Annotated in this window: 17 protein-coding genes; 8 read left to right on the top strand and 9 right to left on the bottom strand. The window is 59.3% G+C overall.

Annotated elements, in window-relative coordinates; translation table 11 throughout:
- Positions 1 to 107: 107 nt before the first annotated feature.
- The 6 genes from rraA to AACY11_RS02735 all read left to right on the top strand — a co-directional run bounded on the left by rraA (position 108) and on the right by AACY11_RS02735 (position 4,578).
- Positions 108 to 599 carry a ribonuclease E activity regulator RraA gene (rraA, locus tag AACY11_RS02760; protein WP_339432477.1) on the top strand — a complete coding sequence of 164 codons (492 nt, stop codon included), beginning with the start codon at positions 108 to 110 and terminating at the stop codon, positions 597 to 599.
- Between the two features lie 21 nt (positions 600 to 620).
- Positions 621 to 1,616, top strand: coding sequence for a zinc transporter ZntB (locus tag AACY11_RS02755; protein WP_339432476.1), 996 nt, complete (start codon positions 621 to 623; stop codon positions 1,614 to 1,616).
- Positions 1,617 to 1,679: 63 nt separating this feature from the next.
- Positions 1,680 to 1,928 (top strand): hypothetical protein, encoded by a 249-nt coding sequence (locus tag AACY11_RS02750; RefSeq protein ID WP_008076827.1) that lies wholly within the window; start codon positions 1,680 to 1,682, stop codon positions 1,926 to 1,928.
- Between the two features lie 2 nt (positions 1,929 to 1,930).
- Complete coding sequence (locus AACY11_RS02745; protein WP_221733929.1) at positions 1,931 to 2,755, top strand: mechanosensitive ion channel family protein; 825 nt, start codon at positions 1,931 to 1,933, stop codon at positions 2,753 to 2,755.
- Between the two features lie 90 nt (positions 2,756 to 2,845).
- Entirely contained in the window at positions 2,846 to 3,436 is a 591-nt protein-coding gene (gene sigX / locus AACY11_RS02740) for an RNA polymerase sigma factor SigX (protein ID WP_166222309.1), read from the top strand.
- Positions 3,437 to 3,543: 107 nt separating this feature from the next.
- A complete protein-coding gene (locus tag AACY11_RS02735) occupies positions 3,544 to 4,578 on the top strand; it encodes an OmpA family protein (RefSeq protein WP_221733928.1) in 1,035 nt (344 codons plus the stop codon).
- An 82-nt stretch (positions 4,579 to 4,660) separates the two neighbouring features.
- On the opposite strand, the gene cobA is transcribed toward AACY11_RS02735, so the two are convergent.
- The 8 genes from cobA to AACY11_RS02695 all read right to left on the bottom strand — a co-directional run bounded on the left by cobA (position 4,661) and on the right by AACY11_RS02695 (position 16,188).
- Positions 4,661 to 5,407: a uroporphyrinogen-III C-methyltransferase gene (cobA, locus tag AACY11_RS02730; RefSeq protein WP_339493821.1), complete on the bottom strand. Its 747-nt coding sequence runs from the start codon at positions 5,405 to 5,407 to the stop codon at positions 4,661 to 4,663.
- A gap of 10 nt (positions 5,408 to 5,417) precedes the next feature.
- Positions 5,418 to 8,135, bottom strand: coding sequence for a nitrate reductase (locus AACY11_RS02725; RefSeq protein ID WP_339493820.1), 2,718 nt, complete (start codon positions 8,133 to 8,135; stop codon positions 5,418 to 5,420).
- On the bottom strand, positions 8,135 to 8,452 hold the full coding sequence (gene nirD / locus AACY11_RS02720; RefSeq protein ID WP_339432472.1) for a nitrite reductase small subunit NirD: 318 nt from the start codon (positions 8,450 to 8,452) through the stop codon (positions 8,135 to 8,137). The genes AACY11_RS02725 and nirD overlap by 1 nt, the downstream gene beginning before the upstream one ends.
- A complete protein-coding gene (gene nirB, locus AACY11_RS02715) occupies positions 8,449 to 10,902 on the bottom strand; it encodes a nitrite reductase large subunit NirB (RefSeq protein WP_339464969.1) in 2,454 nt (817 codons plus the stop codon). Before nirB ends, nirD begins: the two co-directional genes overlap by 4 nt.
- A 338-nt stretch (positions 10,903 to 11,240) precedes the next feature.
- The gene (locus AACY11_RS02710; RefSeq protein ID WP_339432470.1) at positions 11,241 to 12,911 is read right to left on the bottom strand and encodes a bifunctional protein-serine/threonine kinase/phosphatase; all 1,671 of its coding nucleotides are present in this window, start codon (positions 12,909 to 12,911) and stop codon (positions 11,241 to 11,243) included.
- A gap of 7 nt (positions 12,912 to 12,918) precedes the next feature.
- Positions 12,919 to 14,130: a nitrate/nitrite transporter gene (locus tag AACY11_RS02705; RefSeq protein WP_339432469.1), complete on the bottom strand. Its 1,212-nt coding sequence runs from the start codon at positions 14,128 to 14,130 to the stop codon at positions 12,919 to 12,921.
- A gap of 255 nt (positions 14,131 to 14,385) precedes the next feature.
- Positions 14,386 to 14,961, bottom strand: coding sequence for an ANTAR domain-containing response regulator (locus tag AACY11_RS02700; protein ID WP_339432468.1), 576 nt, complete (start codon positions 14,959 to 14,961; stop codon positions 14,386 to 14,388).
- Positions 14,962 to 14,976: 15 nt separating this feature from the next.
- Positions 14,977 to 16,188, bottom strand: a complete 1,212-nt coding sequence (locus AACY11_RS02695; protein WP_339493819.1) for a CmpA/NrtA family ABC transporter substrate-binding protein — start codon at positions 16,186 to 16,188, stop codon at positions 14,977 to 14,979.
- 235 nt (positions 16,189 to 16,423) lie between these two features.
- On the opposite strand from AACY11_RS02695, the gene AACY11_RS02690 reads away from it, so the two are divergent.
- A complete protein-coding gene (locus AACY11_RS02690) occupies positions 16,424 to 17,443 on the top strand; it encodes a quinone-dependent dihydroorotate dehydrogenase (RefSeq protein WP_339432466.1) in 1,020 nt (339 codons plus the stop codon).
- 157 nt (positions 17,444 to 17,600) lie between these two features.
- Here the strand turns inward: AACY11_RS02690 and rmf are convergent, their stop codons facing one another.
- A complete protein-coding gene (rmf, locus tag AACY11_RS02685; protein ID WP_003223300.1) occupies positions 17,601 to 17,816 on the bottom strand; it encodes a ribosome modulation factor in 216 nt (71 codons plus the stop codon).
- Between the two features lie 529 nt (positions 17,817 to 18,345).
- Between rmf and rlmKL the strand changes: the two genes are divergently transcribed.
- Complete coding sequence (gene rlmKL, locus AACY11_RS02680) at positions 18,346 to 20,616, top strand: bifunctional 23S rRNA (guanine(2069)-N(7))-methyltransferase RlmK/23S rRNA (guanine(2445)-N(2))-methyltransferase RlmL (RefSeq protein ID WP_339432465.1); 2,271 nt, start codon at positions 18,346 to 18,348, stop codon at positions 20,614 to 20,616.
- The last annotated feature ends 97 nt before the right edge of the window (positions 20,617 to 20,713 follow it).

The following is a 20,713-nucleotide window of genomic DNA, read 5'->3' as shown; positions in this document are numbered from 1 at the left end:
GTTCGTTCAGCGACCATGGGATGAACTAAGGTAAACAGCGACCGCCGGAACTCGTTTCAAAAGAGTGCGTCATCCCTGATCGTCTTCCTTTTCACAGGAGTTTTTCGATGAACCATTACCTTACGCCTGACCTTTGCGACGCTTATCCGGAGCTGGTTCAGGTGCTGGAACCGATGTTCAGCAATTTCGGCGGCCGTGATTCGTTCGGCGGCGAAATCGTGACCATCAAATGCTTCGAAGACAACTCGCTGGTCAAGGAACAAGCCGAGCTCAACGGCCACGGCAAGGTGCTGGTGGTCGATGGCGGCGGTTCCCTGCGCCGTGCGCTGTTGGGCGACATGATCGCCGAGAAGGCCGCAAAGAATGGCTGGGAAGGGCTCGTGATCTACGGTTGCATCCGTGATGTCGACGTTATTGCCCAGACCGATCTCGGGGTTCAGGCCTTGGCCAGTCATCCGATGAAGACCGAAAAACGCGGCGTTGGCGACCTCAACGTTGCGGTGACTTTTGCCGGTGTGACGTTCCACCCGGGGCACTACATTTATGCGGACAACAACGGCGTGATCATCTCGCCGAGCCCGCTGAAGATGCCTGAATAAGCCTTCGACAAAGGGATGAGGATGTTCGAGGAAGAAAACGCGCAATGGGGGCTGGTGCATGCCCTGGTGCTGGACGGTAAAGGCGGTGCGCGTTCGATAGCCCGGACTGAACTCGACGATTTGCAACTGCAGGCCCATGAAAGCCTGTGGCTGCATTGGGATCGCAGTCATCCGCAAACCCAGACCTGGCTGCGCAAATCCAGTGGTCTCAATGAATTCACCTGCGACCTGCTGCTGGAAGAGAACACCCGACCTCGTTTGTTGCCGTTGCCGGATGCCGAGTTGTTGCTGTTTTTGCGCGGGGTCAATCTCAATCCGGGCGCGGAGCCGGAAGACATGGTGTCGGTGCGCATTTTTGCCAGCGCTCAGCGTGTGATCTCCCTGCGTTTGCGACCGTTGCGGGCTACCGATGAATTGCTCGCGCAACTGGCAGACGGCAAAGGCCCGAAAACCGCTTCTGAACTGATCCTTTATCTGGCGCAGTTCCTTACCAACAAGGTGCAGGATCTGGTCACTTGCCTCTCGGAAATCGCCGATGAGGAAGAAGAAAAAATGGATGCCGACGAACGGTATACACCCGATCATGGCGCCATTTTGCACATCCGTCGCAGGGCGGCTGGACTGAAGCGTTTTCTCGCGCCACAGCGGGATATCTTCGGCCAGATGACGCGGATAAAACTGCCCTGGTTCGTCGATGACGATGCCGACTACTGGAACGAATTGAACAACAGCCTGACGCGTTATCTCGAAGAGCTCGAATTGACCCGAGAGCGCGTGGGGCTTGTGCTGGAGGCTGAGGACCGGCGCCTGAGCGAGCGCATGAATCGCACGATGTACCGCTTCGGGATCATTACCGGGATCTTTTTACCGATGAGTTTTATCACCGGTCTGCTGGGTATAAACGTCGGTGGAATTCCGCTTTCCGGGAGTCCTTACGGCTTCCTGGTGGCTTGCCTGCTGATGGTCGCTGTGGCCCTTGGGCAGTGGTGGTTGTTCCGACGTTTGCGTTGGGTTTAGAGATGCCGCATGTGACCCGACCAAATTTGCCCGCGTCTTTCACAGACATCACGAGAGGTGCGTATGCACGATCCGTTTGAACAGTCTTTGCGTGACATGCTCAACGCTTCGCCGTCCAGCCGCGACGACGATGCGTGCCTGGGTCGCGTACTCAAAACCGCCAACCGCCAGGTCGGCGCCGGCGATCTGTTCAGCCTGCTGGGCCGCTGGCTGCCCGCGCTGATGATCGCCTTGAACAACGGATCGGCCCATGTTTCGCCGGTTTCCCGTCTTCGTAAACCTACCGCTCGCACTGCTGATAAGGCTGATTGAATATGGAACTTGATCTCTGGACTCAGAGCCTCGTCACTGCAATGACTGCGTTGTGGACCAAAGTCGCCAACTTCATCCCGAACCTGTTTGGCGCACTGGTCGTGCTGCTGCTGGGTTTCGTCGTGGCGAAGCTGCTCGATACCTTGCTGTCCAAGCTGCTTGCCAAACTGGGTCTCGACCGCCTGATGGGCGGCACCGGTTTGACCAAGTTGATGTCGCGTGCCGGGTTGCAGGTACCGATTTCGACCCTGATTGGCAAAATCGTCTACTGGTTCGTTCTGCTCATTTTCCTGGTTTCTGCAGCAGAATCCCTCGGGCTTGAGCGAGTTTCGGCTACGCTCGACATCCTGGCGCTGTATTTGCCGAAAGTATTCGGCGCCGCGCTGGTGTTGCTGGTAGGTGTTCTGCTCGCACAACTGGCCAACGGGCTGGTGCGTGGTGCAGCAGAAGGCGTAGGTCTGGACTACGCTTCGGGATTGGGTCGAATTGCACAGGGACTGGTGATCATCATCAGCATCTCGGTTGCGATCAGTCAGCTTGAGGTCAAGACCGACCTTCTGAACCATGTGATCGTCATTGTTCTGATTACCGTTGGTCTGGCCGTTGCGCTGGCCATGGGCTTGGGAAGCCGGGAAATCGCCGGTCAGATTCTTGCGGGAATCTATGTGCGTGAGCTGTATCAGGTTGGGCAACAAGTGCGTGTTGGCGAGGTCGAAGGCCAGATCGAAGAGATCGGCACGGTTAAAACCACACTGCTGACCGATGAGGGTGAGCTAGTCTCTCTTTCCAATCGGATCCTGCTGGAACAGCATGTGAGTAGCCGCTAATCCGGCAAACCCTGCTAATGTATGCCGCCGCAAAATGCCAGCTGATGCTGGTTGCGGCGGACATTGACCTGACTGTCGGCACGACTTGTTTTGAATAAAGCCCATACGCTATCCACGCGCTACGACCCCCGCGAACTCTCTGATGAGGAGTTGGTCGCGCGCTCGCATACCGAGCTTTTTCACGTAACGCGCGCTTATGAAGAACTGATGCGGCGTTACCAGCGAACATTATTTAACGTCTGCGCGAGATATCTCGGGAACGATCGCGACGCGGACGATGTCTGTCAGGAAGTGATGCTGAAGGTTTTGTATGGTTTGAAGAACTTTGAGGGGAAATCGAAGTTCAAAACCTGGCTGTACAGCATCACTTACAACGAATGTATTACGCAGTATCGAAAGGAACGGCGAAAGCGTCGCTTGATGGACGCATTGAGTCTTGACCCGCTGGAAGAAGCGTCTGAGGAAAAGGCGCCGAAACCGGAAGAGAAGGGTGGACTCGATCGCTGGTTGGTGTATGTGAACCCGATTGACCGTGAAATTCTGGTGCTACGTTTTGTCGCAGAGCTGGAGTTTCAGGAGATCGCAGACATCATGCACATGGGTTTGAGTGCTACAAAAATGCGGTACAAGCGTGCTCTAGATAAATTACGTGAGAAATTTGCAGGCATTGCTGAAACTTAGTTCAGCGCAAATATCTCTTACGTGTAGGCAAGTTCTGATAGAATTGCCGCCGAGTTGTCCCCCGGTTTGCGGGACTGCTTCACAATCACCAGATGGGGATTTAACGGATGAAACTGAAAAACACCTTGGGCTTGGCCATTGGTTCTTTGATTGCCGCCACTTCGTTCGGCGCTCTGGCACAAGGCCAAGGCGCAGTTGAAATCGAAGGCTTCGCAAAGAAAGAACAATTCGACAGCGCTCGTAACTTCAAGAACAACGGCAACCTGTTCGGCGGTTCGATCGGTTACTTCCTGACCGACGACGTTGAACTGCGTCTGGGCTACGACGAAGTGCACAACGTGCGTTCCGACGATGGCCGTAACATCAAGGGCGCCAACACCGCTCTGGATGCTCTGTACCACTTCAACAACCCAGGCGACATGCTGCGTCCATACGTATCGGCTGGTTTCTCCGATCAGAGCATCGGTCAGAACGGTTCCGGCGGTCGTAACCGCTCCACCTTCGCCAACGTTGGCGGCGGTGCCAAGCTGTACTTCACCGACAACTTCTACGCTCGTGCTGGCGTTGAAGCTCAGTACAACATCGACCAGGGCGACACCGAGTGGGCTCCTAGCGTCGGTATCGGTGTGAACTTCGGTGGCGGCTCCAAGCCTGCTGCTGCTCCAGTTCCAGCACCGGCTGAAGTCTGCTCCGACAGCGACAACGACGGCGTTTGCGACAACGTTGACAAGTGCCCGGACACCCCAGCCAACGTAACTGTTGACGCTGACGGCTGCCCAGCAGTTGCAGAAGTTGTTCGTGTTGAGCTGGACGTCAAGTTCGACTTCGACAAGTCGGTTGTGAAGCCAAACAGCTACGGCGACATCAAAAACCTGGCTGACTTCATGAAGCAGTACCCATCCACCACCACTACTGTTGAAGGTCACACTGACTCCGTCGGTCCTGACGCTTACAACCAGAAACTGTCCGAGCGTCGTGCAAACGCCGTTAAGCAAGTTCTGACCAACCAGTACGGTGTTGAATCGTCCCGCGTTCAGTCTGTTGGCTACGGCGAATCCCGCCCAGTTGCTGACAACAAAACTGAAGCTGGCCGCGCTGTAAACCGTCGCGTAGAAGCGCAGGTTGAAGCTCAAGCTAAGTAATTAGCTGCCGCTCTGAGAAAAGCCCGGCTTATGCCGGGCTTTTCTTTGCCTGTGATTTGGCCTTACGAGACGCACGCGGCCCCTATGCAGAGTTTCCGCAGGCTGCGATCTTTTGATCTTCAATAACAGCCGCCACTGCACCGATCACCAGAATGACAGGGCTCTTGAGTTCAAACCTGCAAGCATCGTCACTCATTGACGTCAGATTGCTCCGGCATTCGCGCTGCTCCGGCAACGACGCATTTTCGATCATTGCCACCGGCGTATCCGCCGCCATCCCGCCTGCCAACAGTTGATCGCGGATCTCGACTAGCTTGGCCACCCCCATGTAGATCACCAGGGTTGTGCCGCCCTGCGCCAGCGCCTGCCAGTTCAATTGGCTGTCGTCCTGAGTGTGTGCGGTCACCAGCGTCACACCGCGAGCGACACCCCGCAATGTGAGAGGAATATCACACTGCGTCGCCCCGGCCAGCCCGGCAGTGATGCCGTTGACCCACTCGACTTCGACGCCACGCTCGCGCAACCACAGCGCTTCTTCGCCGCCACGCCCGAAAATGCACGGATCACCGCCCTTGAGCCGCACGACGCATTTACCGTGGCGAGCATAGCGCAGCATCAACCGATGGATGAACGCCTGCGGTGTCGAGCGGCACCCACCGCGTTTTCCCACCGCAATAATCCGCGCGGTGGGGCAGTGTTCCAGCACTGCGTCGTTGACCAGATCATCGATCAGCACCACATCGGCTTCGCGCAAGGCGCGTACCGCTTTGAGGGTCAGCAGTTCCGGGTCGCCGGGGCCCGCGCCCACCAGCCAGACTTTTGCATTCATGGTGTTTTCCTCATCCGATGGTCGCGACTGGCTGCACATCGGCGGCCAGCAAGCGTTTTATTTCCGCAACGCAGGAGCCGCATTGCGTGCCGCAGCCCAGTTGGTTTTTCAGCCCTTGCAGATCCAGACCCTGACGAATACCGGCGCAGACTGCGTTGAGGCTGACGTTTTCGCAGTTGCACAAGGTTTTATCCGGGGCGATTTGTGCTTCGGCGCTACCGGGTGGTGCGCTCATTGGCGCCAGTAGCCAGCGACGCAGTTGTTCGTCCGCGCGGCCTTCCAGCCATAGGCCCTGCAGCCAGTGCTGTGCGAGGGTCTCACCGGCCAGCCGAATCGCAGTGATCCGGCCGTTTTCGATTCGCACGCGTTTGCCAATGGCGCGACGTGGGTCGTCGTAGGCCAGTACGGGCCCGTCGATAAGCGACAGGCAGTGGTCAATCTCACGCAGTAATTGCGGATCTGGCGCCTCGCTGCTGGCAGCGCGTATCAGCAATGCCGATCGTTCACGTCCGACAAGGCTGAGACTTACGTAGGAAAATGCCTCGCAGAGTGGTCTTAGGGTCTCGAAATGCCGTTGAACATCGCCCTCAATGAGGGCGAATAGCCGCCATGGCAAGTTCACCGATTCCACGCGCACTCCGCTGTGTTTGAGTTCCGGCTGCCTGGACAGGGGGTCGAAGGCGCTCAGTGTCAGCGTGTTCACGCCACCCTTGAGAAAGCGATCGCCCCAATGCATCGGCAAAAATGCCTGACCTGGACGCACACTGTCATCGCTGCTTAGCGCGACGATCACAGCCCCTCGACGACTCTTCAGGTTGACCAGATCCCCGGGCTGCAAGCGATGCCGGCGCAACTCGTCGGGGTGCAGACTCAATACCGCTTCGCTGACATGGCCGAACAATTGCGCCGCGGTGCCGGTGCGGCTCATGCCGTGCCATTGATCGCGCAGGCGACCGGTGATCAGCGTCAGTGGAAAACGTGCATCGCGCGGTTCCTTGGCGGCGCGATAGGGGTCGGCAATGAACTGCGCACGCCCGTTTGCCGTAGGAAAAATACCGTCGCCGTACAAGCGTGGGGTGCCTTGCCTGGCTCCGGAGGGGAAGGGCCACTGCTGGGGGCCTATCTCGTCGATCAAGGCATGGCTGATCCCCGACAAATCCAGGTCACGCCCGCGCGTCAGCAGTTTGTATTCATCGAACAACTGCGCGGGTTGATCGAAGGCAAACAGACTTGGCTGATCAAGACGCAGACGTTTCTCCAGACGCTGTGCGAAGTCCACCGTGATCGCCCAGTCTGGACGCGCTTCGCCCGGTGCGACTACCGCTTGGCGAACGTGGGAAATTCGCCGCTCGGAATTGGTGACCGACCCTTCCTTTTCGCCCCAACTGGCGGCGGGCAACAGCAAGTCAGCAAACGCAGCGGTTTCGGTGGTGCGAAAGGCTTCCTGCAACACCACGAACGGACAGGCTTGCAGTGCTGCACGCACGGCACTTTGATCCGGCATCGATTGCGCAGGGTTGGTGCAGGCAATCCACAACGCCTTGATCTTGCCGCTGCGTACTTGCTCGAACAGTTCGATGGCGCTCAGTCCAGTGGTTTCGGGCAACCGTTCCACCCCCCAATAAGCCGCTACCTCGGCGCGATGCTCCGGATTGCCCGCGTCACGATGGCCGGGCAATAGGTTGGACAGACTGCCGGTTTCCCGCCCACCCATGGCATTCGGCTGACCGGTAAGGGAGAAAGGTCCTGCGCCGGGACGGCCGATTTGTCCGGTAGCCAGATGCAGATTAATCAGTGCACTGTTCTTGGCGCTGCCGGCGGTGGACTGGTTCAAACCCATGCACCACAACGACAGGAAGCTCGGCGAAGTGCCCACCCATTCAGCACATTGCTGCAACTGCTCGACACTGATCCCGCACAACTGCGACACCATCGGCGGGGTGTAATCGCGCACCAGGCTTTTCAGCGCCGTCAGGCCCTCGGTGTGGGCGTTGATGAAGTCACGGTCGATCCAGTCTTCCCACAACAACAGATGCAAAATCCCATGGAACAAAGCGACATCGGTGCCGGGCAAAATTGCCAGATGCAGATCTGCCAGATCGCAGGTATCGGTGCGGCGAGGATCAATCACGATGACTTTCATCGATGGGCGGCGGGATTTGGCTTCTTCCAGTCGCCGGAAAAGTACCGGATGGGCGTAGGCCATGTTACTGCCGACGATCATCACGCAATCGCTGAGTTCCAGATCCTCGTAGCTGCACGGCGGTGCATCGGCACCGAGACTGCGTTTGTAGCCGACCACTGCCGACGACATGCACAGTCGAGAATTGCTGTCGATGTTGTTGGTGCCGACCAGCGCCCGCGCCAGTTTGTTGAAGGCGTAATAATCCTCGGTCAGCAGTTGCCCGGAAATATAGAACGCCACGCTGTCCGGGCCATGCTCGGTGATGGTATCGGCGAACACGTTGGCGGCGTGTTCCAGCGCCGTATCCCAATCAGTGCGGCTGCGGGCCAAACCTTTGGCCAGGCGCAGTTCCGGGTACAGCGCTCGGGCTGCGAGGTCGCCGGTCAGGTGCAAGGTCGAGCCTTTGCTGCACAGTTTGCCGAAGTTGGCTGGGTGCGCCGGATCGCCGCTGACGCCGAGAATGCGCTCGCCGTCATGCTCGATCAGCACGCCGCAGCCGACTCCGCAATAACAGCAGGTCGAGGCGCTCGTCTGGCGATTCATCAGACGGCGTCCCGCAGGGCCAGTTGCACGCGACCATTTTCGATCCGCGCCGGGTGATGGTGGGCGCAGCCGACGTCCGGGGCTTGTGCCTCGCCCGTTTGCAAGTCGATTTGCCAGTTGTGCAGCGGGCAGGCCACGCGTTTGCCGTAGATCAAACCCTGGGACAACGGCCCGCCCTTGTGCGGGCAGCGGTCGTCGAGGGCGAAAACCTCATCGTCACTTGTACGAAAAATCGCAATGTCGCCTTTAGGCCCGGTAATGATCCGTGAACCGAGGGCGTTGATCTCATCGAGGGCGCAGATATCGAGCCAGTTCATGCCGGCACCTCCAGGTTTTTCACGGGGATCACATCGAATTCTTTTTTCAGTTGCGGCTGCGCCAGGCGCTCTTTCCACGGGTCCTGTTCGAATGACAGGGAGAATTGCAGGCGTTCGTTCAGCGCTTTGCGACGCTCGGGATCTTCCAGCACGGCTTTCTTGATGTGCTCCATGCCGACCCGTTGCAGGTAGTGCACGGTGCGTTCCAGATAGAACGCTTCTTCGCGATAGAGCTGCAGGAATGCACCGTTGTATTCGCGGACTTCTTCAGCGGTTTTGAGCTTGACGAAGAACTCGGCGACTTCGGTTTTGATCCCGCCGTTGCCACCGATGTACATCTCCCAGCCGGAATCGACGCCGATGATTCCTACGTCCTTGATCCCCGCTTCCGAGCAGTTGCGTGGGCATCCGGAGACGGCCAGTTTCACTTTGTGCGGTGACCACATGTTGAACAGGTCGTGTTCCAGCTCGATGCCCAGTTGTGTCGAATTTTGCGTGCCGAACCGACAGAACTCGCTACCGACGCAAGTTTTTACCGTGCGGATGGATTTGCCGTAGGCGTGGCCGGACGGCATGTCGAGGTCTTTCCAGACGCCCGGCAGATCCTGCTTTTTGATGCCCAGCAAGTCGATGCGCTGGCCGCCGGTCACTTTGACCATCGGCACGTTGTACTTGTCGGCGACATCGGCAATTCGTCGCAACTCCGACGGGTTGGTCACGCCGCCCCACATCCGTGGCACCACCGAATAGGTGCCGTCCTTTTGAATGTTGGCGTGGGCGCGTTCGTTGATCAGGCGCGATTGCGGGTCGTCCTTGGCTTCGCCGGGCCAGGTGGAAATCAGGTAATAGTTCAGCGCCGGACGGCAGGTGGCGCAGCCATTCGGGGTGCGCCAGTTGAGGTAGCTCATGGTGCCGGCGATGGTCAGCAGATGTTGTTCGCGGATCGCCTGACGAATCTGCCCGTGGTTGAGGTCGCTGCAACCGCAGATGGCTTTCTCGCTTTTCGGTTTGACGTCGGCCGCGCCGCCGACGGTGTTGATCAGGATCTGCTCGACCAGCCCGGCGCAGGAGCCGCAGGAACTGGCAGCCTTGGTGTGCTTCTTCACTTCATCGACGCTGAACAGGCCGTGTTCCTGAATCGCCTTGACGATGGTGCCTTTGCATACGCCGTTGCAGCCGCAGACTTCGGCGGTGTCGGCCATGGACATGGCTTTGTCCTGGCCCTGATGTCCTACATCGCCCAAGGCGTTTTCACCGAACATCAGGTGATCGCGGATCTCGCCGATGGCGTGATTCTCACGAATCTGCCGGAAATACCAACCGCCATCTGCCGTATCGCCGTACAGACAGGCGCCGACCAGCACGTCATCCTTGATCACCAGTTTCTTGTACACCCCGCCGATCGGGTCGGAGAGGGTGATGGTTTCGGTGCCTTCGCCGCCCATGAAGTCGCCGGCGGAAAACAGGTCGATGCCGGTGACTTTGAGTTTGGTCGACGTCACTGACCCTTGATAGCGCGCGAAGCCCAGTTGCGCGAGGTGGTTGGCGCAAACCTTGGCTTGCTCGAAAAGCGGCGCGACCAGGCCATAAGCAATGCCGCGATGGCTGGCGCACTCGCCGATGGCGTAGATGCGCGGGTCATAGGTTTGCAGGGTGTCGTTGACCAGAATTCCGCGGTTGCATGGGATGCCGGCCTTTTCCGCCAGTTCTGTATTGGGGCGGATGCCGGCGGCCATGACCACCAGATCGGCGGGGATGATGTCGCCGTTCTTGAACTGCACCGAGCCGACGCGGCCATTGCCGGCGTCGTGCAGGGCCTGGGTCTGTTCGCACAGGCGGAAATGCAGGCCACGGGATTCGAGGGCGGTTTGCAGCAGTTGGCCGCTGGTTTTGTCCAGTTGCCGCTCCAGCAGCCATTCGCCGATGTGCACCACGGTGACGTGCATGCCACGCAGCATCAGGCCGTTGGCGGCTTCGAGGCCCAGCAGGCCACCGCCGATGACGACGGCGTGTTTGTGGGTTTTCGCGGTGTCGATCATCGCCTGGGTGTCGGCGATGTCGCGGTAACCGATCACACCCTGCAAGTTGTTGCCGGGAATCGGCAGGATGAACGGCGTCGAGCCGGTGGCAATCAGCAGGCGATCGTATTCGGCTTCGGTGCCGTCCTCGGCGATCACCCGGCGTTTGACCCGGTCGATCTCCACCACTTTGCGGTTGAGCAATAACTTGATGTTGTTTTCCAGGTACCAGTCGAGGTCGTTGAGCACGATCTCTTCGAACGTTTGCTCGCCGGCCAGCACCGGGGACAGCAGGATGCGGTTGTAGTTGGTGTGCGGCTCGGCGCCGAAGACCGTGATGTCGTACAGCTCGTTGCTCAGTTTGAGCAGTTCTTCCAGGGTGCGGACGCCGGCCATGCCATTGCCGATCATCACCAGTTTGAGTTTTTTCATCAGGTTCTCCGGGGAGCTTCGGCTGGCCTCTTGTGGGCAGTCAGGCGTTGCTCGACAAATTTTGCGCAAACAAAAAAAGGCGTCCCGCTAGTTGCCTAGCGAGGACGCCTTTGTCCTGGTCCCGTTCTCTCGGGAAGCCGGGCCTTCGTCGTTGAAGGTTGGGCTTTATGTGTGGTGAACGGAGCAATGCAGTGGTTGTGCCAAGTGATGCATTGCCGGGTTTATTGGGGGAAACCGTATGTTACTGCCGGTTTTTTGCACCGAATCGAGGCGGGTTGCTCGTTCGTGGAGCGTTTGGCTGATGAATTTGCGCTGGCCTGGCCGACGCTTTCGCGGTCTCAACTGTGAAACAACAAAACCAGCAGCACCAGATTCCCCAACAAGGCCAGCAACGCCATCGTCCGCCAGACCTTCAAAGGCTCACGCTCCAATAAAGGCCTGGGCCGCACGCTGAGGCTGCGTCGTTCCCCTTGTTCCAACACCAATAACCATTCTTGCGCTGTTTCAAATCGTTGTTGCGGGTCGCCAGCCACACCGCGCTCCAGGCTTTGTGCGACCCATTCCGGTACGTCCGGGCGGTAGCGACCGGCACTCACCGGCACGCCGAATCGTGGCCGCTGGAAGGCTTCGACCTCGCCATAGGGAAAGTGCCCCGTCAGCAGAAAATAGAGCGTCACGCCTACCGCGTACAGATCCTGTTGCGCACTCGGTGGGTCGCCGCGAAAGGCTTCCGGGGCGAGGTAGCTCGGTGTGCCGGGCAATGTGGCAGGCGTGTCCTGCGAAAGCCCCGGACAATACGCCAGACCGAAATCCAGCAGCCGCAACTCCCCGTCGTCGCCCAGATGCAGATTCTCCGGCTTGATGTCGCGGTGCAGGATCTGCCGCCGATGCAGCAGCCCCACCGTCCGCAACAAGCGCTCGGCAATGTCTTGCCATTGCGCCAGGGGCAGTGGAGCGTTTTGTTGAAACAACTGCGCCAGCGTCGTCCCGGCATATTCCCGCATCACGTAGTACAAATGCTGGCGCTGATGGCCGGCATGGATTTCGGGAAAATGTCTGCCGGCGACACGTTTGAGGAACCATTCTTCCGAGAGCAAGGCCTGCCCGGCCTGGGGATCATCGGCCAGACGCGTCGGCAGGGTTTTCAGCAACCAGCGCCGACCTTGCCCATCAATGACTCGATAGAGCAGCGATTGCTGGCTCTTGCCGACAACGCCTTGCACCTGCCAGCCTTCGAACATCTGCCCGTTTTTCAACGGCGGCGGCAGTGGCCATTGCTGCAAATGAATCAATGCGTCACCGATGCTCGCCTCACCGACGGCATCGACCCGCACCAGCAAAGCACTGGCGTTGTCCTGACTGCCCGCCAGGTGCGCGGCGTTGACCAGCGTCTGTACGGCGCTGTCGAGATCCGGCTGGTCGCGCAGAATGGCCGCAATCGCGGTATCGCTCAGGGTCGACCACACGCCATCGCTGAGCAGCACGAAACACTCGCCCGCGCGCAGCTCACCATCAAGGAAATCCAGCACCAGATGCTGATCCAGCCCCAGCGCACGCTTGAGTACGTGTTGCATGCCCGGCTGCTCCCAGACGTGATCCTGGGAGATGCGCTGCAAGCGGTCGGCCTGCCAGCGATAGACCCGGCAATCGCCGACATGGGCGAGGGTAAAGCGCTGGCCACGCATGACCAAAGCGCTGACTGTGGTGAGCAGCGGTTGCCCACCGCCGTTGGCTTGCAACCAACGATTCTGCGCAATCAGCAAGCGCTCAAGTGCCTGCGCCACGCCCCAGGTTTGCGGTGTGGCGTAATAGTCGAGCGCCAGGGCCTGCAAGGTCGAGCGTGCAGCGAGTCCGCCATCGGCGCATTGGCTGACACCGTCGGCGATGGCGAACAGATAACCTTTGCTCGCTGCCAGCGCCGGAGCGGGCGTGACCAGACGCAAGGCGTCCTGATTCTCCGCGCGCGGGCCGGTGGCACTGGCCTGGGCAAAACTCAGTTGCAGGGCCATGGACTCTTCAGACCCGCGCCGCCGTCACCGCCGCCGACCCCCAGGTGGTTCTCCAGCGACGCTTGACCCCGTGCAGACCAAACCACGCCAGCACGCCAAGACTGGCGAACAACCACAGCGCCAATTGATAGCTGCCGGTGCTCTGTTTGATCGCACCCATGCCCGCCGCCAACGCAAAACCGCCGATACCGCCGGCCATGCCGATCAGCCCGGTCATGACGCCGATTTCCAGGCGAAAACGCTGGGGGACCAGTTGGAAAACCGCACCATTGCCTGCCCCTAAACCGAGCATGGTGCAGACGAAAAGCGCCAGCGCCGCGTAGGAACTTGGCAGGTTGAAACCAACAACCGCGATGCAAATAGCCGCGACGGTGTACATCGCCAGCAAGGTGCGGATGCCGCCGAAACGATCAGCCAGGGCGCCGCCCAGTGGCCGCATCAAACTGCCACCGAACACACAGGCCGCGGTGTAGTAACCGGCGGTCACCGGGCTCAAACCGTACTGATCGTTGAAGTAGCCGGGCAGGGCGCTCGCCAGGCCGATGAAACCACCGAAGGTGACGCTGTAGAAAAACATGAACCACCAACTGTCACGGTCGCCAAGGGCTTTGAAGTAGTCAGCCATGGCTTTGGGTTTTGGCCGCTGGGGGGCGTTTTTCGCCAGCAAGGTGAACAGCACCAGTGTCAGGATCAACGGAATAAGGGCGAAACCGAAGACGTTGCTCCAGCCGAAGGATGCAGCCAGTACCGGGGCGATCAGTGCCGCGAACACGGTGCCGGAGTTACCCGCACCGGCAATGCCCATGGCTTTGCCCTGATGCTGCGGCGGATACCACTGCGACGCCAATGGCAGGGCCACGGCAAACGACGCGCCGGCCATACCGAGGAACAGGCCCAGTATCAACGCCTGTTCGTAGCTATGAATGCCAAGTTTCCAGGCGCCGAACAGTGCACAGATCACGATGACCTGGCCGATCATTCCGGCAGTTTTTGGTGACAGGCGATCGGCGAGCATGCCCATCACAAAGCGCAGTACGGCGCCAGCGAGGATCGGTGTGGCGACGACGAGGCCGCGTTGTTGAGTGGTCAGGTGCAGGTCGCCGGCGATCTGCACCGCCAACGGGCCGAGCAGGTACCAGACCATGAAGCTCAGGTCGAAATAGAGGAAGGCTGCGAACAGGGTCGGGGTATGGCCGGATTTCCAGAAGCTTGAATTCATCGCGCACCTCAGCTGAAAAGAGTCTCGAAAGGAGTCATGCACAGCAGGTGGGGCGCCGCCACGGCCGCACCACCGACCCCGGTCTGTGGGGCCAAAACGAAAAAACGCCGCTACCTGACTCGCCGGGAGGGGCGAACGGGTGAGCGACGTCTTTGTCGAGGGTGGGGCAACCGCCGTTGGTTACCTGTGTTGAATGCCTAGCCAGATTTGTGCCAACAGGTTGAGATCAAGGTACGCCCGCTCGCGATATCGGTTTCAGCCCAGCAACTCACTCATGGCAATGATCTGCTCCGCCACCTGAATCAGCTTCTGCTGGCGGCTCATGGCCTGGCGGCGCATCAGGGTGTAGGCCTCTTCCTCGTTGCAGTCCTTCATCTTCATCAACAAACCCTTGGCCAGTTCGATGCGCTTGCGTTCTGCCAGTTGCTGGTCGCGGGCCTGAAGTTGCGCGCGCAAGGCCTGATCGCTCTCGAAGCGGGCCATGGCCACATCAAGAATCGGCTGCAACCGTTGTGCGTGAATACCTTCGACGATGTAGGCACTGACCCCGGACTTGATCGCCTGACGCATCACGCTGGGGTCATGTTCGTCGGTGAACATCACAATCGGCCTTGGCTGGTCGCGGCTGACCAGTACCACTTGCTCCATGACATCGCGACTGGGTGACTCGGTATCGATCAGAATCACGTCCGGGCGCACTGTTTCGACGCGCGCGGGCAGATCGATGGTCAGGCCGGACTCGTCGATTACCTCGAAACCCGCCTCGGTCAGCGCGGTCTTCAGACGTCCGACTTTTTTCGCCGTGTCGTTGATCAGCAGAATACGCAACATGTTCACGGTCTCCTGTCAGCGTCGGGCGAGAAGAGGAGCGTCGTCGCTCAGAGCGTGCAGCTTGAAACTGCGGGCGTAACCGGCCGGGTCGCTGCCGTCCCAGACTTTGCCGTCGAGCAACTCGCTGCTGCGCATGTCCGTAGCCCACGCGGCAACGCCCACGGCGGTCGCGGCTTCACGGTAGATGTCGAGTTGTTGAACCTGGCGGGCGACGGCGAGGTAATCCGGATCTTCGCGCAGCAACCCCCAGCGGCGGAACTGAGTCATGAACCACATGCCGTCGGACAGGTACGGCAAATTGACTTCGCCCTTGCCGTGAAAGCGCAAGCCGTGAGGATCTTGCCAGCGATTGCCCAAGCCGTCGGCATAGTCACCGAGAAAGCGCGGTTCGATACACGACGTCGGCGCGTCCAGGTATTGCGGCGCGCTGAGCAACTGCGCAGTGCTGCGGCGATTCTGCGGGCTTTGTTCGATAAAACGACTGGCTTCAAGGATCGCCATCACCAACGCCCGCGCGGTGTTGGGGTATTGCTCGACAAAGGCACGGGTGCAGCCGAGAACCTTCTCCGGGTGATCGGGCCAGATGGTCTGGCTGGTGGCCAATGTAAAACCAAGATCCTGCTGTACCGCGCTGGCTGCCCACGGCTCCCCGACGCAAAAACCATCGATGCGCCCGGCTTGCAGGTGCGCGACCATTTGCGGTGGCGGCACCACCACGCTCTCAACATCCTGCAACGGATGAATGCCCTGGCTCGCCAGCCAGTAATAAAGCCACATCGCGTGAGTGCCGGTGGGGAACGTCTGGGCGAAGGTCAGTTTTGCGCGGCTTTGGTGCGCATGACGATCCAGTGCTTCAGGACTGGTCACGCCGAGGTTTTGCAGACCGTGGGACAGGTTGAGACTTTGGCCGTTCTGATTCAGGCCCATCAGCACTGCCATGTCGGTCGAAGCAACACCGCCGATGCCCAGGTGCACCGCGTAAATCAGCCCGTAGAGGCTGTGGGCGGCGTCGAGTTCGCCGCTGACCAGTTTGTCGCGCAAATTGGCCCACGACGTCTGGCGTTTCAGGTTCAGGGTCAGCCCATAAGGTTGGGCAAAGCCCTGAGTGGCAGCGACGACCACGGAGGCGCAATCGCTCAGGGCCATGAAACCCAGGTTGATTGCGCTTTTTTCCGGGGCATCACTGCCGTTGACCCAGGCCAGCGGCCCGACGGAGGGTTCATTCATCGAGTGCACCTGCAAAAGCCGCCTTCAAAAAAAACGCCGTCCCAGGCTTTGCGCAGGCAAAACCCGAGGACGACGCCATTGTCATTGCCCGCACGCCGCCGTTGGCCTGTGAGCTGATGACGATGAAAGTGCAAGGCATATGCCAGTCACCACGATTTGCGTGTGCGCCTCGCGCGGCAGGTCGATGCACGGCTATAATCGCCGCCTCTTTTCGCCGCCCGAGTCATCGCCGCCCATGTATTCCCTGGCCCGTCAGCTGTTGTTCAAACTTTCCCCGGAAACCTCCCACGATCTGTCGCTGGATCTGATCGGCGCGGGTGGGCGTTTGGGCCTCAATGGCTTGCTGTGCAAGGCACCGGCGAAGATGCCGGTGACGGTCATGGGGCTGGAGTTCCCGAACCCGGTGGGTCTGGCGGCCGGTCTGGACAAGAACGGCGCGGCCATCGACGGCTTCGCGCAACTGGGTTTCGGTTTTGTCGAAATCGGCACCGTGACTCCACGCCCACAGCCAGGCAACCCGAAACCACGGATTTTCCGCCTGCCGGAAGCCGAGGCGATCATCAATCGCATGGGCTTCAACAACCTCGGTGTCGATAACCTGCTGGCGCGCGTCGCAGCGGCCAAATACAAAGGCGTGCTGGGCATCAACATTGGCAAGAACTTCGACACCCCGGTCGAGCGTGCCGTGGACGATTATCTGATCTGCCTGGACAAAGTCTACGCCCACGCCAGTTACATCACGGTCAACGTCAGCTCGCCGAACACCCCGGGTCTGCGCAGTTTGCAGTTCGGTGATTCGCTCAAACAGTTGCTGGCCGACCTGGCCACGCGCCGCGCCGAACTGGCGTTGCGTCATGGCAAACATGTGCCGCTGGCGATCAAGATCGCTCCGGACATGACTGACGAAGAAACTGCGCAGGTCGCGCAAGCGTTGATCGAAACCGGGATGGACGCGGTGATTGCGACCAATACCACCCTGAGCCGTGTGGGTGTTGAAGGCATGGAGCATGGTGATGAGGCGGGTGGTCTGTCGGGCGCGCCGGTGCGAGACAAGAGCACGCACACGGTGAAGGTGCTGGCGGGTGAGTTGGGTGGTCGTTTGCCGATCATTGCCGCTGGCGGTATCACGCAAGGCAAACATGCGGCTGAGAAGATCACGGCCGGTGCGAGCCTGGTGCAGATTTATTCTGGCTTCATCTATAAAGGCCCGGCGTTGATTCGTGAGTCGGTCGACGCCATCGCTGCCCTGCGCTGATTTCGCAGGTTATGTGGTCCAGCACAAAAAATGATCATTCAGGCATAAAAAAGGGCTCCTCGAAGGAGCCCCTGGGCCGCAGCCCGCCGTCCGGGAAGGACGTGCGTGGTTAATGCGTTAAACATTCAGATTGTCGTGTCGGAGTAAATGCCCTGTGTCAGCCGACGGCGTGAAGTTCGTTGAGTCTGTGGATTCCCGCAGTGCCGGTCATACCGTCCCAGTTGTCGCCGCGTCCTTCTCGCCAGCCGTTGATCCAGGCTTGGCGTACCGACGGTAGAGTAAATGGGCAAAGCTCACGGGATTTTCCACCAACGCCATATTGATATCCGCGCAAAAATGCTCTTTCCAACGGATCACGCTTAAGTCTTCTCATAGGGTGTTTCCCTCACTTGTTGACTGTTCTTGACGCGTTGACCTCAATCGAGGTCTGGCAGAAAACTCCTGCCGTTGGCGGCTCGCTGCCGGCGTGGCGAGCCAAGGTGTTGACGCCGTTTCAACGTCAACCTGTGCTCAGTTCTAACCAATGAGTCACACCGATGGAATGATCGTTTTGTCATAAGCACGTAACAAAAATAGTGCTATTGCCATAAGTACCGACGGGTTTCATGGGTGTTCTTTAGGCAAACCCCGGTATGATCGGCTCCGCGCTGGATGATGGGGTTAATTCTTTAGTGAGAATGACCCACGTTTAGCGTCAGGTACTATTCGACGAAGGGTCGTTTTACGGCAATTTGTTTCACCACGTTTTTATCTGTCCTTGCATCTAAGCTCTTTTAACCCGAGCAGCGGGGATGGAATGGCACACCTTCGTGCCACGCGGGCGTTCTTTTAGAAAAGCGCCTGATTGAAAACCGGATCGGCAATGCGTTGCCGATTCACTAGCCAAAGGCTCTGGAAAAACCATGTCCGATCGTTTCGAACTCTTCCTCACTTGCCCCAAAGGCCTTGAAGGCCTGCTCATCGAGGAAGCCGTCGGGCTTGGCCTTGAAGACGCCCGCGAGCACACGTCCGCCGTGCGTGGCATGGCGACCATGGAAACCGCTTATCGCCTGTGCCTCTGGTCGCGTCTGGCTAACCGTGTGCTGCTGGTGCTCAAGCGTTTTCCGATGAAAGACGCTGAAGACCTGTACCACGGCGTGCTCGACGTCGAGTGGCAGGACCACATGCTCAGCGACGGCACCCTGGCCGTTGAATTCAGTGGACACGGCTCGGGTATCGACAACACCCACTTCGGCGCCTTGAAAGTCAAAGACGCCATTGTCGACAAACTGCGTACCCCGCAGGGCGATCGCCCGAGCATCGACAAGCTGAACCCGGATCTGCGCATTCACCTGCGTCTGGATCGCGGCGAAGCCATTCTGTCCCTCGACCTTTCCGGCCACAGCCTGCACCAGCGCGGCTATCGCTTGCAGCAGGGCGCGGCGCCGTTGAAGGAAAACCTCGCGGCGGCGATTCTGATCCGTTCCGGTTGGCCGCGCATTGCGGCTGAAGGCGGCGCGCTGGCTGACCCGATGTGCGGTGTCGGTACGTTCCTCGTCGAAGCCGGCATGATCGCCGCCGATATGGCGCCGAACCTGCGTCGTGAGCAGTGGGGCTTCACCGCGTGGCTCGGTCACGTCCCGGCGCTGTGGAAGAAACTCCACGAAGAAGCTTCCCAGCGTGCCGCTGCCGGTCTGGCCAAGACGCCGCTGTGGATTCGCGGTTACGAAGCGGACCCGCGCCTGATTCAACCGGGCCGCAACAACGTTGAACGTGCGGGTTTAAGCGAGTGGATCAAGATCTACCAGGGCGAAGTCGCGACGTTCGAGCCGCGTCCGGATCAGAACCAGAAAGGTCTGGTGATCTGCAACCCGCCGTACGGCGAGCGTCTGGGTGACGAAGCCAGCCTGCTTTACCTCTACCAGAACCTCGGCGAGCGCCTGCGTCAGGCCTGCCTGAACTGGGAAGCGGCGGTGTTCACCGGCGCGCCGGATCTGGGCAAGCGCATGGGCATTCGCAGCCACAAGCAGTATTCGTTCTGGAACGGTGCGCTGCCGTGCAAGCTGCTGTTGATCAAAGTGCTGCCGGATCAGTTTGTCACCGGTGAGCGTCGCACACCGGAACAGCGTCAGGCCGAGCGTGAGCAAGCCGCTTACGATCAAACCCCGGACGAGCCACAAGAGCGCAAATTCAACAAGAACGGCAATCCGATCAAACCGACGCCAGCCCCAGCACCAGTGATCGAGCAGCCGCGCTTGAGCGAAGGCGGGCAGATGTTTGCCAACCGTCTGCAAAAAAACCTCAAGGCCATGAGCAAGTGGGTCAAGCGCGAAGGCATTGATTGCTACCGCGTCTACGATGCCGACATGCCTGAGTATTCGATGGCCATCGACCTGTACCACGATTGGGTGCATGTCCAGGAATACGCGGCGCCGAAGTCCATCGACCCGGAAAAGGCCTCGGCCCGCATGTTCGATGCCCTGGCGGCGATTCCGCAGGCGCTGAACGTCGACAAGAACCGCGTGGTGGTCAAGCGCCGCGAACGCCAGAGCGGCACCAAGCAGTACGAGCGCCAGAGCGCACAGGGCAAGTTCAACGAAGTCAGCGAGGGCGGCGTGAAGTTGCTGGTCAACCTCACCGACTACCTCGACACCGGCCTGTTCCTCGACCACCGGCCGATCCGCATGCGCATTCAGAAAGAGGCTGCCGGCAAGCGCTTCCTCAATCTGTTCTGCTACACCGCGACGGCCAGCGTCCACGCGGCCAAGGGCGGTGCACGCAGCACCACCAGCGTTGACCTGTCGAAGACTTACCTCGATTGGGCGCGCCGTAACCTGTCGCTGAACGGCTACTCGGACAAGAACCGTCTGGAGCAGGGCGATGTGATGGCGTGGCTGGAGAACTGCCGGGACGAGTACGACCTGATCTTCATCGATCCACCGACTTTCTCCAACTCCAAGCGCATGGAAGGGATTTTCGACGTGCAGCGTGATCAGGTGCAGTTGATCGACCTGGCCATGGCTCGCCTGGCGCCGGGGGGCGTGCTGTACTTCTCCAACAACTTCCGCAAGTTCGAGTTGGAGGAGAATTTGACCGAGCGTTATGCGGTCGAGGAAATCAGCGCGCAGACCCTTGATCCGGATTTCGCCCGTAACACCAAGATTCACCGCGCCTGGAAAATCACGGCTCGTTGACGCTTGGAAAGATTGGATCCACAGAGCCTTGATTTTTAAAGGCTCTTGGATTCTCTCAGTGCTAGCCAAATTAGTGGCTAATAGCTATAACTCACTC

The organism is Pseudomonas sp. RA_105y_Pfl2_P56 (assembly GCF_963970845.1).
In the GTDB taxonomy this organism is placed as follows: Bacteria; Pseudomonadota; Gammaproteobacteria; order Pseudomonadales; family Pseudomonadaceae; genus Aquipseudomonas; species Aquipseudomonas baetica_A.
The sequence above is the reverse complement of the archived record's forward strand: the minus strand, read 5'-3'. Positions and strand labels throughout refer to the sequence as shown.